Source organism: Metabacillus rhizolycopersici, from assembly GCF_020075705.1.
On sequence record NZ_JAIQUM010000017.1, the window covers coordinates 25,730 to 39,570 of the forward strand.

Consider the following 13,841-nt stretch of genomic DNA (forward strand, 5'->3'; position numbering starts at 1 on the left):
TTTTTACATGATTTTCGTTTGTAAAAAGCATGTCAAAAAAGGCTTGAAAATGGTGTTTCTACCACATATCCAGCCGATCTCTGATGAAAATAAAATAACTGGGAACTTTCATTGCCATGCCTGTGCTCAGTGGGCTGATTTTAAATTATATAATTTTGAATCGCATAGGAAACAGGCTGTTAAAAAAGCCATGTAAATAGAGGAGGGAATAGGTATGTTTCAGAATATTGGAATTCCTGGTTTGATTCTTGTTCTTGTAATCGCCTTAATTATTTTTGGGCCGTCAAAATTGCCAGAAATTGGACGTGCGTTTGGTTCTACACTAAAAGAATTCAAAAAATCTACACGAGAATTGGTTTCAGATGAAGAATCGAATTCCGAGGAGAAAACAAAAAAACAAAAAGCAATTTAATGGAAAATCATAAAAAGGAGATGTAGGTAGATGGTTCTTACTTACATCTTCTTTTTATAAACGAAGAAGGTGATTTCAATTATGGAAAACAGAGAAATGAATCTTGTTGATCATTTAAGCGAAATGCGAAAACGTCTCATTATCATTCTTGGCAGTTTTATGCTTTTATTAATTCTGTCGATGATTTTTGTGCAAGATATTTACAATTGGTTAATTAAAGATTTACCTATGAAGCTCGCTGTCCTTGGACCAAGCGACATTTTATGGGTATATTTAATGTTGGCAGGTATTATCGCCATTGCAGGTGCGATACCGATCACAGCCCATCAAATCTGGCTCTTTGTACGTCCTGCTTTATCTGTTAAAGAAAGGAAAGTAACGTTAGCTTATATTCCAGCCTTGTTTCTTCTCTTTATATTAGGAATTTGCTTTGGCTATTTTGTCATTTTTCCAACAGTATTTAATTTTCTACTTTCATTGTCCGATAACATGTTTATGACTTTTTTTACTACGGAAAAATATTTTCGGTTTATGATTCATATTATACTCCCGTTTGGATTTTTATTTGAACTTCCGGTGATTATTATGTTTTTAACTAGTCTTGGAGTGTTGAACCCTTATCGCTTACAAAAAATGAGGAAGTATTCTTATTTTGTGTTAATTTTAATTGCCGTCCTGATCACACCACCTGACTTTATTTCAGACGTAATCGTCGTTATTCCACTACTGTTTTTATATGAATGTAGTGTCCTATTATCCAAAGTAGTTTATCGGAGAAAACAAAAACTTGCCATGACAGCTTGATTCAGTATAACAAGACAATCACTATGAATAAGAAAGGCTGACACTTAGAGTTGTCAGCCCTTCTTATTACATTATTTCATCATATCGTGGTCTACATATCTCTCACCATTTAGTTCACTAATGATGTTGATTGCAACCTTTGCACCGTCACCTGCTGTAATAATTGTGTGAACACTAACGCCAGCACAAGTTCCAGCAGCCCAAATACCATCGATGTTTGTCTTTCCATCGTTATCTACTTGGATAATTGTCTTAATTCTCGGTTCTGTTCCAGGTATAGTCGTTAATCCAATCTTTTCGCCGAGTGCTACTATCGCACCAGTTGCAATAATAACATGTTTAGCAGAATAAGCCCCATGTTCTTCTGTTTGAATGTCAAAACCTGATTCCGTTTTCTTGATATCGACGACAGCATCTTTAACAAGTTCAGAGCCAAGCTTTTGAGCCTGTTTTATTCCAGTTTCAATTAACTCAGGACCAGAAATTTCAGAAACTCCATAATGATTTTCAATCCATGCACGTTTTGTCATACTTTTGTCTGAATCAATAATCAACGTTTTTTTACCAGACTTTGCTGTAAAAATTCCTGCACTTGCTCCGGCAGGTCCTGCTCCAATAATAACAATATCAAACATGTAACCCCATCCCTTCGAATTGTTATATGTATAAGATCTATACAGTTAAAGTATAAATGGTATCTACCATAATTTATAGTAATTCATCTTATGCGGGTTTCGAGTTTATCATATTGCTTGTCATAATGATGCGTTTTCATTATGATGAAATAGGAATGGTATAATTATAGAAAAATTGGTTTGTAACTGGTTGTTGAATACGATGATTTTAATATTTGAATAGGAGTGTGTGACATACGATGGATGTATTTACAGCGATAACGACGAGAAGAAGTATTGGTGTAGTAAAACCTGATCCTGTTCCAACTGAACTTATTAATAAAATACTTGAGGCTGGTACTTGGGCTCCTGCCCATCACGGAACAGAGCCGTGGAGATTTTTTGTTTTGACTGGGGAAGCAAGAAACAGACTTGGGCAAACACTGTCTTCAATACTTGAAAAGACATTGGAAGACCCGGAAAGTGAAGAAAGTAAGAAACGATTAGAAAAAGTGGGACAACAGCCATTTAGAGCACCCGTTATTATAGCGGTGGGTGTTGAACCGACAATAAATGAAAAGGTGTTAATAAATGAAGAATACGCTGCTGTAAATGCTGCGATTCAGAATATGTTACTTGCCACACATGCACTTGGGTTAGGTGCAGTCTGGAGAACGGGTAAAGTATGTTATTCACAAGAAATAAAACAGTTGTTTGGTCTTTCAGATAATGGAGAGATGTTAGGCTTTATTTATATTGGTTATTCTGATATGAAGGAGAAAGAGGGCAAAAGAAGTCATTACTCTGAGGTAACAAAGTGGCTTGAGTCTGAAGAAGATTTTTCGTAAGTGAATATGGTAATGTATGGACAGGAAAAACACGGTGAGCGATTGCTAGCCGTGTTTTTCTTATTGAGAATCGAATAGTTCCACTAAAAATACGACTAGTAATAAGTTGCATTTTCATTGGGAATTTGGTTTAATTAGATGCAAACTTTTTATTCCAAGGTGGATGAAAAGTTGAAAGGCAAGTAAACGTCTTAGTATGTTTATATCCTGCAAATATAAATATAGTAGGTGAAGGAAAATGGAAAAGAAACAATTTCGGGTTTTACTATATTACCATTATGTAACGATAGAAAATCCAGAGGAATACACACAACAGCATTTAGAATTTTGTAAGAGTATTGGATTAAAAGGTAGGATCTTAATTGCATCTGAAGGAATCAATGGAACCGTATCTGGTACGATTGAACAAACAGATCAATATATTGCCCATATGAAAGCCGATCCTCGCTTCGCAGAGATGGTATATAAAATTGACGAAGAAGATGGTCATGCGTTCAAAAAAATGCATGTGCGTCATCGACCAGAACTTGTGACTTTACGATTAGAAGAAGACGTGAATCCACTAGAGTTAACTGGTAAATATTATAGTCCGAAAGAATTCTATGAAGCAATGCAGCAGGAAGACACTGTTGTGATTGATGCAAGAAATGATTACGAATTTGAATTAGGCCATTTCCGCAATGCGATTAAGCCTGATATTGCTACATTTAAAGAATTACCGGATTGGATTCGTGAAAATCGCGAACAATTCGAGGGCAAAAAAATCTTAACGTACTGTACTGGTGGAGTTCGATGTGAAAAATTCTCTGGCTGGTTACGTAAAGAAGGATTTGAAGATGTAGCCCAACTACACGGCGGTATTGTCACTTACGGTAAAGATCCAGAAGTACAAGGGGAACTATGGGATGGTCAATGCTATGTATTTGATGAGCGAATTGGTGTACCAGTTAATAGAGTAAACCCTGTTGTTGTCGGAAGGGACTACTTCACAAACGAACTATGTGAACGCTATGTTAATTGTGCGAACCCTGAATGTAATAAACAAATCCTCTGTTCAGAAGAAAATGAACATAAGCATTTACGTTCATGTAGTGATGAATGTCGAGTTCATCCGAGAAACAGATATATTGCAGAACATGGGCTGACAGAAGAGGAAGTAAAAGAGAGATTAGGAGCACTAGTTTAATTTAGTTAATAGATCGTTGTGACTATGATTTTCTTTCATTTCGCTTCATTCATCGAGATAAAAAATCTCTTCCGATTCAGGAAGAGATTTTTTATGTTTTGGGAAACTGAAAAAACCTGTAATATATTGACACAATATAGAGGATATGGTATTTAAAAGAGAGTTAGCACTCGACTAAGAAGAGTGCTAATCGGTTCATGCGCGATCTACTGGATACCTAAAAAACATTTTTACTAAGTTATTGCACGTTTCGCGTAGTTTTCAATTTGAAAGGAGAGAGTTACATGGCTAAAAAAGAGTTTAAAGCAGAATCTAAACGGTTATTAGAAATGATGATTAACTCGATTTACTCGCAGAGAGAAGTGTTTTTAAGAGAGTTAATTTCGAATGCAAGTGATGCAATTGATAAAATTTATTACAAAGCATTAACCGATGAGAATTTAAGTTTTGATAATGATAGTTACTACATAAAAGTGTCAGCGGATAAGGAAAACCGAACATTAACAATTAAAGATACCGGAATTGGCATGACGAAAGAAGAGTTAGAAAATAATCTTGGAATCATCGCCAAGAGTGGCTCATTGGCATTTAAAAATGAAAATGAAGTAAAAGATGGACATGATATTATTGGTCAATTCGGTGTTGGCTTTTATGCAGCTTTTATGGTTGCTGATGTTGTGACTGTTATCAGTAAGGCATTAGGCAGTGATGAAGCTTATAAGTGGGAATCACAAGGTGCAGATGGATACACGATTGAACCATATGAGAAAACTTCAGTTGGCACAGAAATTATTCTGAAGATCAAAGAGAACACAGAAGATGACCAATATGATGAGTTTTTAGAAGAATATCGTTTAAAAACAATTATCAAAAAATACTCTGACTTCATTCGCTATCCAATCAAAATGGATGTAACTGGTCAAAGACCGAAAGAAGATAATGAAAACGAATTAGAGGAATATCAGGAAGAACAGACGATTAATAGCATGGTTCCAATCTGGAAGAAAAATAAAACGGAGCTTACTTCAGAGGATTATGAAAAATTTTATCAGGAAAAACGCTATGGTTTTGACAAGCCTCTTAAATCTATTCATAGTAGTGTGGATGGGCAGATAAGATATAATGCGATATTATACATCCCTGAAAGTATGCCTTTTGACTATTACTCTAAGGAATATGAAAAAGGATTGGAGCTTTATTCAAATGGCGTCTTGATTATGGATAAGTGTGCAGATTTGCTTCCTGACTATTTCAGTTTTGTTAAAGGAATGGTTGATTCGGAAGATTTGTCTCTTAATATTTCAAGAGAGATGCTACAGCATGACCGCCAATTAAAGCTTATTGCTAAAAACATTAACAAGAAAATTAAAAATGAATTGCAAACCTTATTAAAAAATGAACGAGAAAAGTACGAAGTATTCTATACATCATTTGGCAGACAGTTGAAATATGGCGTGTATAGTGATTTCGGCAGCAATAAAGATGTATTACAGGACTTATTGATGTTCTATTCATCTAAAGAAAAGAAAATGGTTACGTTAGATGAATATGTTTCAAGAATGCCTGAAGATCAAAAATATATTTACTATGCTTCTGGGGAATCGTATGAAAGAATTGAAAAACTTCCACAAACAGAGCTAGTATCAGATAAAGGCTATGAAATTTTATATTTCACTGAGGATATTGATGAATTTGCAATAAAAATGATCATGACCTATAAAGAGAAAGAATTCAAATCGGTCTCAAGTGGCGATCTTGGTATTGAAGCAGATGAAAATCAACAAACGACGGAAAAAGAAGAGAATGAAAACAAAGAACTCTTTGAACAGATGAAAAACATCCTAGCAAACAAAGTAAAGGATGTAAGAGTATCAAAACGATTAAAAACGCACCCAGTCTGTTTATCTACAGAAGGTGAAGTAACGATTGAAATGGAAAAAATCCTGAGTGCAATGCCTGATAACCAAAATGTTAAGGCTGACAAAGTGTTAGAAATTAATACAAATCACGACGTATTCCAATCATTAAAAGACGCGTATGAAAATGATAAAGAGAAACTAACTTTATATACAAATCTACTGTATAATCAAGCACTTCTAATCGAAGGCTTGCCAATCAATGATCCAGTTGAGTTTACAAATGATATATGTAAAGTGATGGTGTAAAAATGATAAAAAACAACAGTCCGACTTTTTTTCAAGAGTTTGGGCTGTTGTTTTTAGTTATAAATCATTATAAGAGTCAAATTGTTCTTTCAATTCAATTACAAAAACAATCGCCCTACACAGGGTGCGAGGATTTTGTAAAATAATAAGCTATTGCGGAAGCCAGCTACTCATATATTCCTCATCTTCTAAATTGTGTGCGTCTTTTACGATATAAAGTGGACGGAATGTATCGACCATGACCGCCAGTTCACGCGTCTCTTTTTTGCCGATACTATCTTCTATTTTTCCTGGATGTGGTCCATGTGGCAAACCGCTTGGATGAAGGGTAATAGATCCTTGTTCAATTCCGCGCCTGCTCATAAAGTCACCATCAACATAATATAGTACTTCATCACTTTCTACATTACTATGTAGCAGTCTAAAGTTGCCCGCGAAGTCTGAAAAAGGCCGAAACCAGTAACAACAAAAAAAGGACTCTATAAAAGAGTCCTTTCATAATTATGCTTTGTGTACGTTAGTAGCTTGAAGTCCACGTTGACCTTGTTCTGTGTCAAATGTAACTTTTTGGCCTTCGTCTAAAGATTTAAATCCTTCGCCTTGGATAGCTGAGAAATGTACGAATACATCGTCTCCACCTTCAACTTCGATGAAACCGAAACCTTTTTCTGCGTTAAACCATTTTACTGTACCTTGTTGCATGTGTGTTTCCTCCTGTGTGGATACTATTCCACAATTTATTACTATAGTTGCTCAATTAGATATCAAAGGCGAAAAGTTTAAACACTTATTCTTTCCTTACAGACCGAACAAAAATAATTCCTCTTTAGAATAACAGAAGAAATTTGGAAAAGCAAATAGAAAATGTTACTTGTTTTATCCATTATTTTATTTTTTATGCATCCATTTCAGAAAACGATTGATTTACTAAGGGATAGATTGGGTACAATATGATGAAAAGAATGACTCTATTGCAAAAATATCTTAAAAGAAATTGGTTTATCAGGTAATCAACGGGAGGTAGAATGTATGATTAATGAAAAAGTTGCTTTTATTTTAGAAGATAAAATAAACCTCGTCAAAAGTGATGGGAAATCAATTTATTTAGTCGGTCCAATCAAATTACCCGTGAACTTAGGTGGTGAAACAACAATTTTTCAATGGTATTGCTGGTTGCGATGTGAGAATATGGCTGGTCACTTTTGTGAGGATGGCTCTTATAATACGGAAAGTATCATTGAAACGTTGGCCTCATCCAATTTAGCGGAAATGCAGCAATCGAGTGTGCTAGTATATGGAGATTTTCAACATTCTACCGATGCACTGATTCGCATGCATAGTATTTGCCATACAGGTGATATTTTTGGAAGTAAACGCTGTGATTGTGGCTTTCAATTAAAACAAGCAATGAAAATGATTGCTGCTCACGGATCAGGTGCATTGTTTTATTTAGCAAATCATGAGGGAAGGGGTATTGGCTTATTTAGTAAAGCCATGGCTTATGTTCTTCAAGAGGAAGGATTAGATACGGTACAAGCTAATTTAGAGCTTGGCTTTAAGGATGATGTGCGAAACTATGATGACGCTATTCGAGTATTAAAAACATTGCGTTCTAATCCAGTGACCCTGATTACCAACAATCCAAGAAAATTAGATGCACTGCAAAAATCAGGTGCCAATCTCGCCGGTCGAGTTCAGTTATGGGGGGACGTATCAGAATACAATGAAAAATATTTAGAAACAAAGGTTGTCCGTTCAGGTCATTTAAAGGGTGGATGTCCGAATGAGTGAATATGTTATACTATAAGCCATGAGGAATCTTTAGGGAGAAGGATCTTCATATTAAAATCGAAAGTGGGGAAGCGAAATGAAATTTGGTTTTGATATTGATGATACTTTGATTAATTTACGGGAATATGCATTTCATTTGTATAATAAAAAGCTGAATAAAAATGTTCAACTCGATGTGTTTCATACAATAAAGACTCTTGAAATCCATGAGGCTTTTGATTTAACTGCAGAGCAAGGTAGCGAGATGTGGAATAGTCTCCAAGACGAAATATATTTTTCTGCTTGTCCGCCATTTCCCCATGCAGTCGAAACATTACAAGAACTTGAGAGACAAGGTCACGAAGTCTATTACATAACAGCAAGAGATAAGGAATTCGGGGAACGGACAAAGAAGTGGTTACTGGAAAATGGCTTCCCAGTAAATGATGATCGCTTTTACTGCGGGATGAAAGACCCGGAAAAAATAAACATCATAAAAGAACTAGATTTAGATTATTACTTTGATGATAAACCTGCAGTTTTAGAAACATTGTTAGATTTACCACTACAGGTTATTGCAAAGGATAATTCTTATAATCAGCATTTATCCATACCACGGCTTACTTCTTGGTCTGAGTTGGAGGCAATCGTTAAACAAAATAGCTAGAGTGCTTATGCAGAGAAATGAATCGAAGTTCGGATTACGTTTTAAATAGTTGCCTCTTATAAATATAATTAATCAGGTCGTGGTAGAATCCACGCCCTGATTGATTACTTATTTACCTTGCCTGTTCAATGATATTGATAAGATTCAACAGCATGTCATTTATCGGTGTAGGGATCAGATAGTATTGACCTAGTTCACTAACTTTACCAGCTAAATATTCAACCTCTGTTTTCCGCCCTGCTTCAATATCTTGAAGCATTGACGTTTTCCCTTGAGGTGACAAAGTATCTAAAATTACTAAAAATTCATCGATATCTTTACTAGTTAAGTTTATGCCAACTTTTTCAGATAAGGTGACAACTTCCTGCATCGCATCAATCATTAACTGCCTGGCCTTTGGTACTTCCTGAAATACTTGGTAATTGCCTCTTAATACAGCTGATGTTTGATTAACCCCAACATTAATCATAAATTTCCACCACATCGTCCGCAGCATATTTTCAGGAATTTCATAAGGGATTTTCACTTGTCCAAAAAATTCTTTTACAAGCTGAACATTAGGAGAATAAGTGGTATTCATTTCTTCTCCAAAGCAAATTTTTCCTATACTTGAGAATTGAATGGAGTTCCCTTCGCGCAATGCATCAATTGCGACACACATGCCATATAGGAGATTTTCATCTCCATATGTTGCAGCAATCATTTCTTCGCTAGCAATTCCGTTCATTAATGAGAGAATAATTGTTTGTGGTCCTACGTGTTTTTTCATATCCTTTATGGCTTGCTGTAGTCCGGAGTATTTAACGGCAACTAGGATTAAATCTGCAGGTTCAGTATTTTCTTCCGGTGTTATATAATTGAATTCATAATGGTTTCCATTTACGTTAAAACCTTCAGCTTTATAGCGTTCTATTCGCTCTGAGTCTGCGATAATTTGAAGACTTTTGCTATCAGATTCATAGATTTTACTTGCATAGGCAGCACCAATTGCTCCAAGTCCAATAATTGATACTTTTTCAATTTTTTTCATAGTTATCACTCCATTATCGTAATTTGAAATAGGGAATGAGCGGGGTAATCTGGAATTAACAGACAATCAAAGTGTGTGAATTTTTCATCTAATGACTTTATATACCATTAATAGATATACTACAAGTATTGTGATCTTTGTATTCTGCAAATTAGAAGTAAACGGTTAGTATATTTTTATTTTAATAGATATGTATGTTCACGGAAATGATTTTTAAATATAGGAATAGAAAGGACTTACATGATGTATTTAATGGATTATCATCACCATACGAATAACTCTTTTGATTCCAAGGCAATAATGGAAGAAGTATGTAATGAAGCAATAAAAAAGGGAATTAAAGAAATATGCTTTACAGAGCATTTTTCCCTAAATCCAGTTGTACCTACTTACGGTTATATGGACTTTGAAAGATACTTTCATGAAATCCGCGATTGTCGAGATAAGTTCCAGGATCAATTAATCATAAAAGCAGGGATTGAGATTTGTGAACCACATCAACTGAAGGATGAATACACAGAAGCATTTAAACCACTTGAGTTGGATTTTATTTTAGGATCTGTACATAACATGAATAATGAAAAATTACGGAAGTTTTTAGGGGATAAAAATAGCAGTTCAGCTTATAGTGAATATTTTACGGAAGTATATCAGTTGGTAAGTTTTGCCGATATAGACGTAATCGCGCACTTAGATTTGTTAAAGCGCTATGCGATTAATACGATTGGAAACTTTGATTTTAATGAATGTAAGGATCTCATCGCTTCGATTTTAGAAAAAGCAATTGACAGAAACATTGGCATCGAAATCAATACTTCTGGCCTTAGAGGGAAATTAAATGAAACACTTCCTTCTATTAATATTATCCAGCTGTACAAAGATTTAGGTGGGGAAATCTTGACGATTGGTTCGGATTCACACTTTGCGGAAACGGTTGGTGCACATTTGCATGAAGCTACTGAAATAGCAAAAGAATGTGGATTTACATCCATTTTTAAGTTTGACAAAAGAACGCCTATTGCAGTTAATCTCTGAGTCATCATTATTCCAAAACGGTCTGTTGAATAAGGCCAAGAATTATAGGACTAAACAACAGTTGAAAATACGAAAGAATTTAAAAGAAAGATTCAACATTAGAGCTTTCAGATTTAGCGATCAAGCAATTCTGAAAGCTTTTTATCATTAGACCAATGTAATCTTTAAACATGAAAAAGGAATCATCTATCTAAATAGTTTTAAATATATGTAGGTCTTACCATCGCTGAATTAGATGTGAAATAATTTACAATAAATGAGCAAGTTTTTAGAGGGAATTTCCTAAAGTTGCTTTTGAAATGGTAGCAGCTCAGGCATAATGAACGATGAAATAATAGAATTAGCCTAGTTGAAAATGTTAACAAAAAAAATTTGTTATTCCTACTTGACTGATTGGATTAATTATCATATAGTTTGTGTATCAAATAAATCAATAGACATCGAAGGAGATCAAAATGAACACCGTTCTAATTATCGTTAACATTGCAGTTTTTCTATTACTCATAATGGGTTTGTTCATAATGCAGAAAAAACATGTTTCTTTTTCTAAGCGTGTTTTCACCGCATTAGGTTTAGGTATAGTATTTGGTCTTGTCATTCAATTAATCTACGGTGCAACATCTGAAGTTACTGTAGGAACAATAGATTGGTTTAGCATTGTTGGTAGTGGGTATGTCAAACTATTACAAATGATTGTTATGCCACTTGTATTCATTTCAATTGTAGGTGCTTTTACGAAGTTAAAATTGACAAAAAATATCGGGAAAATCAGTTTCCTTGTCATTGGAATTCTGCTTGGCACGACTGCCATTTCTGCAGCCATCGGAATTGGCTCTGCATTAGGATTTGGTCTTGATGGAATTCAGATAACGCAAGGGGAAGCGGAAGCAACGCGAAATGTACAGTTAGAGGAAAAAGTTGTCGGAGTTCAAGATATGACGATTCCTCAACAAGTTTTAGAGCTATTGCCAAGTAATCCATTTCAAGATTTGACAGGTGCTCGTCCAACTTCAACAATTGCAGTTGTCATTTTTGCAGCCTTTATTGGTATGGCCTACCTTGGTGTTAAACGTAAGGATCCTGAGCATGGCGAATTTTTTGCTAAGATAATCGATACATTCTACGCGATTATTATGAGAATTGTTACACTTGTTCTTCGTTTAACACCATTTGGAATTTTGGCTTTAATTACGAAAGTAACAGCAACAAGTGATTATGTAGCCATTGCTAAATTAGGTAAGTTTGTCATTGCATCTTATGTGGCATTAATTGCGATGTTTATCGTACATTTAATCCTGTTATCACTTGCAAAACTAAGCCCTGTTAATTATGTGAAAAAGGGATTACCAACATTAACATTTGCCTTTACTTCACGTTCAAGTGCAGGAACATTGCCTTTAAATATTAAAACACAAACAAAAGATTATGGGGTTTCTGAAGGGATCGCGAACTTTGCTGGTTCATTTGGACTTTCAATCGGGCAAAACGGATGTGCTGGTATTTACCCAGCGATGCTAGCAGTAATGGTTGCTCCATCTGTGGGCATTGATCCAATGAGTCCATCATTTATACTCACTCTTATTCTAGTCGTAGTAGTTAGTTCTTTTGGAGTTGCAGGAGTAGGTGGCGGTGCAACATTCGCAGCGCTTATCGTGTTATCTGTCATGAATCTTCCAATTGAAATTGCTGCACTCGTTATCTCAGTTGAGCCATTAATCGACATGGGACGTACAGCATTAAATGTAAGTGGAAGTATGCTATCTGGGGTACTAACTGGAAAAGCAACTGGTGAGTTAGATCAAGAAGTATATCAAAAATCAGAGGTTGCAGAAGCGTAATCGTACAAGGCGCTAGGCACTACTTATTATAAAGAAAATGGCTGCGGGGGAAACTCTGCAGCTATTTTCTTTATGTTTTGGAAATGATAACGCACATTAGTTGAAAATAAACCCCAAACTTAAATAAGGACATGCTAATGTTTCAAAAACATCTACTTTTCATTATCAGAATATTTGTTATTGACACATAATATCGAAAATACATATAATTAGGGACATGATTGAAATAGAGACGTAATTTTTATAAAGATGAAGGGAGAATAGATATTTTGGAAAAATTTTATAGATTATTAGATGACGTTAATGAAGAAATGATCGACATAAGACGACACCTTCATCAACATCCTGAACTATCATTTGAAGAAGTAGAAACTCCTAAATTCATTGCTAACTACCATGAAAAGTTGGGCCATGAAGTAAGAACAAATGTAGGAGGTCGCGGTGTTGTTGCAACTCTTAAAGGGGGGAAACCTGGACCGACAGTGGCATTAAGAGCTGATTTCGATGCGTTACCTATACAGGAAGAAAATGAGTTTTCTTATAAGTCAAAAGTAGACGGTGTCATGCATGCATGTGGGCATGATGGTCATACTGCCGCATTATTAGGCCTAGCAAAGGTACTAAATCAGATGAAAAATGAGTTAGAAGGTAACATAGTTTTTATTCACCAGCATGCAGAAGAGCTTCCTCCTGGTGGAGCGATTGCAATGATTGAAGACGGTTGTCTTGATGGAGTAGATGTTATTTTTGGAACCCACTTGTGGGCAACAGTACCACTTGGTGAAATTGGCTACAGGGTTGGACCGTTTATGGCTGCACCTGATCGTTTTGATATCAAGATCCAAGGGTATGGAGGCCACGGGTCTCAGCCTGAATTAACAAAAGATAGCATAGTGATTGGAGGGCAGTTGATCAATAATCTACAACAAATTGTCAGTAGACGCGTCAGTCCATTAGATTCAGCTGTTGTCTCTGTTTGCTCGTTTGAGGCGAAAAATCCTTATAATATTATTGCTGATTCTGCCTCATTAACGGGTACAGTGAGAACATTCAAAGAAGATGTACGTGAATTTATTGAAAAGGAAATTGAACGTGTTGTAAAAGGGACATGCCTCGTTACTGATGCAGATTATTCTTATACTTACTCGAAAGGGTATCCTGCAACTGTGAATCACAAGGAAGAAACAGAATTTCTTGCAAAAGTAGCTGAAATGGCCCCAAATGTAGAATCTGTTAAAGAACATGAATTGATTATGGGTGGAGAAGACTTTGCTTATTATTTGCAGCATGTCAAAGGAACGTTCTTTATGACAGGCGCTCAAATTGCAGGACGTGAAAAAACATATCCACATCATCATCCAAAATTTGATTTTGATGAAAAGGCGTTATTAATTGCTGCGCAAGTTCTTGGCAACGCAACATTGCAGTACATGAAGGAAAATTCAGAAATTACAGTTTAAGAGGTGACATCA

General features: G+C 35.5%; 14 protein-coding genes and 1 pseudogene. 11 read left to right on the plus strand and 4 right to left on the minus strand.

Annotated features, from left to right (window positions below; genetic code table 11):
- Window positions 1-7 precede the first annotated feature (7 nt).
- The 3 genes from K9V48_RS10050 (at window position 8) to tatC (ending at window position 1,216) form a co-directional block, all read left to right on the plus strand.
- Entirely contained in the window at window positions 8-196 is a 189-nt protein-coding gene (locus K9V48_RS10050) for a hypothetical protein (protein ID WP_224138835.1), read from the plus strand.
- 18 nt (window positions 197-214) lie between these two features.
- Window positions 215-412 carry a twin-arginine translocase TatA/TatE family subunit gene (locus K9V48_RS10055; RefSeq protein ID WP_224138837.1) on the plus strand — a complete coding sequence of 66 codons (198 nt, stop codon included), beginning with the start codon at window positions 215-217 and terminating at the stop codon, window positions 410-412.
- Between the two features lie 81 nt (window positions 413-493).
- Window positions 494-1,216: a twin-arginine translocase subunit TatC gene (gene tatC / locus K9V48_RS10060; protein WP_224138838.1), complete on the plus strand. Its 723-nt coding sequence runs from the start codon at window positions 494-496 to the stop codon at window positions 1,214-1,216.
- A gap of 71 nt (window positions 1,217-1,287) precedes the next feature.
- Here tatC and K9V48_RS10065 read toward each other — a convergent pair whose 3' ends face one another.
- Window positions 1,288-1,851: an FAD-dependent oxidoreductase gene (locus K9V48_RS10065; RefSeq protein WP_224138840.1), complete on the minus strand. Its 564-nt coding sequence runs from the start codon at window positions 1,849-1,851 to the stop codon at window positions 1,288-1,290.
- Window positions 1,852-2,090: 239 nt separating this feature from the next.
- Here K9V48_RS10065 and K9V48_RS10070 point away from each other — a divergent pair, with 239 nt between their 5' ends.
- From K9V48_RS10070 to htpG, 3 genes are all read left to right on the plus strand, one after another.
- Window positions 2,091-2,678 (plus strand): nitroreductase family protein, encoded by a 588-nt coding sequence (locus K9V48_RS10070; RefSeq protein ID WP_224138841.1) that lies wholly within the window; start codon window positions 2,091-2,093, stop codon window positions 2,676-2,678.
- Window positions 2,679-2,916: 238 nt separating this feature from the next.
- The gene (gene trhO, locus K9V48_RS10075) at window positions 2,917-3,864 is read left to right on the plus strand and encodes an oxygen-dependent tRNA uridine(34) hydroxylase TrhO (protein WP_224138842.1); all 948 of its coding nucleotides are present in this window, start codon (window positions 2,917-2,919) and stop codon (window positions 3,862-3,864) included.
- Between the two features lie 284 nt (window positions 3,865-4,148).
- Window positions 4,149-6,029: a molecular chaperone HtpG gene (gene htpG / locus K9V48_RS10080; protein ID WP_224138843.1), complete on the plus strand. Its 1,881-nt coding sequence runs from the start codon at window positions 4,149-4,151 to the stop codon at window positions 6,027-6,029.
- 150 nt (window positions 6,030-6,179) lie between these two features.
- Here the strand turns inward: htpG and K9V48_RS10085 are convergent.
- Window positions 6,180-6,443, minus strand: a pseudogene (locus tag K9V48_RS10085) (homogentisate 1,2-dioxygenase); the annotation flags it as partial.
- 87 nt (window positions 6,444-6,530) lie between these two features.
- Window positions 6,531-6,731 (minus strand): cold-shock protein, encoded by a 201-nt coding sequence (locus K9V48_RS10090; RefSeq protein WP_111616898.1) that lies wholly within the window; start codon window positions 6,729-6,731, stop codon window positions 6,531-6,533.
- 327 nt (window positions 6,732-7,058) lie between these two features.
- On the opposite strand from K9V48_RS10090, the gene K9V48_RS10095 reads away from it, so the two are divergent.
- Window positions 7,059-7,820, plus strand: a complete 762-nt coding sequence (locus tag K9V48_RS10095) for a GTP cyclohydrolase II (protein ID WP_224138845.1) — start codon at window positions 7,059-7,061, stop codon at window positions 7,818-7,820.
- Between the two features lie 76 nt (window positions 7,821-7,896).
- Window positions 7,897-8,466 carry a 5' nucleotidase, NT5C type gene (locus K9V48_RS10100; protein WP_224138847.1) on the plus strand — a complete coding sequence of 190 codons (570 nt, stop codon included), beginning with the start codon at window positions 7,897-7,899 and terminating at the stop codon, window positions 8,464-8,466.
- A gap of 112 nt (window positions 8,467-8,578) precedes the next feature.
- Here K9V48_RS10100 and K9V48_RS10105 read toward each other — a convergent pair whose 3' ends face one another.
- The gene (locus tag K9V48_RS10105) at window positions 8,579-9,496 is read right to left on the minus strand and encodes a ketopantoate reductase family protein (RefSeq protein WP_224138849.1); all 918 of its coding nucleotides are present in this window, start codon (window positions 9,494-9,496) and stop codon (window positions 8,579-8,581) included.
- A 243-nt stretch (window positions 9,497-9,739) separates the two neighbouring features.
- Here K9V48_RS10105 and K9V48_RS10110 point away from each other — a divergent pair, with 243 nt between their 5' ends.
- From K9V48_RS10110 to K9V48_RS10120, 3 genes are all read left to right on the plus strand, one after another.
- Window positions 9,740-10,531: a histidinol-phosphatase HisJ family protein gene (locus K9V48_RS10110; RefSeq protein ID WP_224138918.1), complete on the plus strand. Its 792-nt coding sequence runs from the start codon at window positions 9,740-9,742 to the stop codon at window positions 10,529-10,531.
- Between the two features lie 455 nt (window positions 10,532-10,986).
- On the plus strand, window positions 10,987-12,369 hold the full coding sequence (locus tag K9V48_RS10115; protein WP_224138851.1) for an L-cystine transporter: 1,383 nt from the start codon (window positions 10,987-10,989) through the stop codon (window positions 12,367-12,369).
- A 269-nt stretch (window positions 12,370-12,638) separates the two neighbouring features.
- A complete protein-coding gene (locus tag K9V48_RS10120) occupies window positions 12,639-13,829 on the plus strand; it encodes a M20 family metallopeptidase (protein ID WP_285871505.1) in 1,191 nt (396 codons plus the stop codon).
- Window positions 13,830-13,841 lie beyond the last annotated feature (12 nt).

Excerpts from the sequence above, each read along its gene's own strand:
- K9V48_RS10050 (WP_224138835.1), top strand. The coding sequence starts at position 8 with ATGATTTTCGTTTGTAAAAAGCATGTCAAAAAAGGCTTGAAAATGGTG.
- K9V48_RS10055 (WP_224138837.1), top strand. The coding sequence starts at position 215 with ATGTTTCAGAATATTGGAATTCCTGGTTTGATTCTTGTTCTTGTAATC.
- tatC (WP_224138838.1), top strand. The coding sequence starts at position 494 with ATGGAAAACAGAGAAATGAATCTTGTTGATCATTTAAGCGAAATGCGA.
- K9V48_RS10065 (WP_224138840.1), bottom strand. The coding sequence starts at position 1,851 with ATGTTTGATATTGTTATTATTGGAGCAGGACCTGCCGGAGCAAGTGCA.
- K9V48_RS10070 (WP_224138841.1), top strand. The coding sequence starts at position 2,091 with ATGGATGTATTTACAGCGATAACGACGAGAAGAAGTATTGGTGTAGTA.
- trhO (WP_224138842.1), top strand. The coding sequence starts at position 2,917 with ATGGAAAAGAAACAATTTCGGGTTTTACTATATTACCATTATGTAACG.
- htpG (WP_224138843.1), top strand. The coding sequence starts at position 4,149 with ATGGCTAAAAAAGAGTTTAAAGCAGAATCTAAACGGTTATTAGAAATG.
- K9V48_RS10090 (WP_111616898.1), bottom strand. The coding sequence starts at position 6,731 with ATGCAACAAGGTACAGTAAAATGGTTTAACGCAGAAAAAGGTTTCGGT.
- K9V48_RS10095 (WP_224138845.1), top strand. The coding sequence starts at position 7,059 with ATGATTAATGAAAAAGTTGCTTTTATTTTAGAAGATAAAATAAACCTC.
- K9V48_RS10100 (WP_224138847.1), top strand. The coding sequence starts at position 7,897 with ATGAAATTTGGTTTTGATATTGATGATACTTTGATTAATTTACGGGAA.
- K9V48_RS10105 (WP_224138849.1), bottom strand. The coding sequence starts at position 9,496 with ATGAAAAAAATTGAAAAAGTATCAATTATTGGACTTGGAGCAATTGGT.
- K9V48_RS10110 (WP_224138918.1), top strand. The coding sequence starts at position 9,740 with ATGTATTTAATGGATTATCATCACCATACGAATAACTCTTTTGATTCC.
- K9V48_RS10115 (WP_224138851.1), top strand. The coding sequence starts at position 10,987 with ATGAACACCGTTCTAATTATCGTTAACATTGCAGTTTTTCTATTACTC.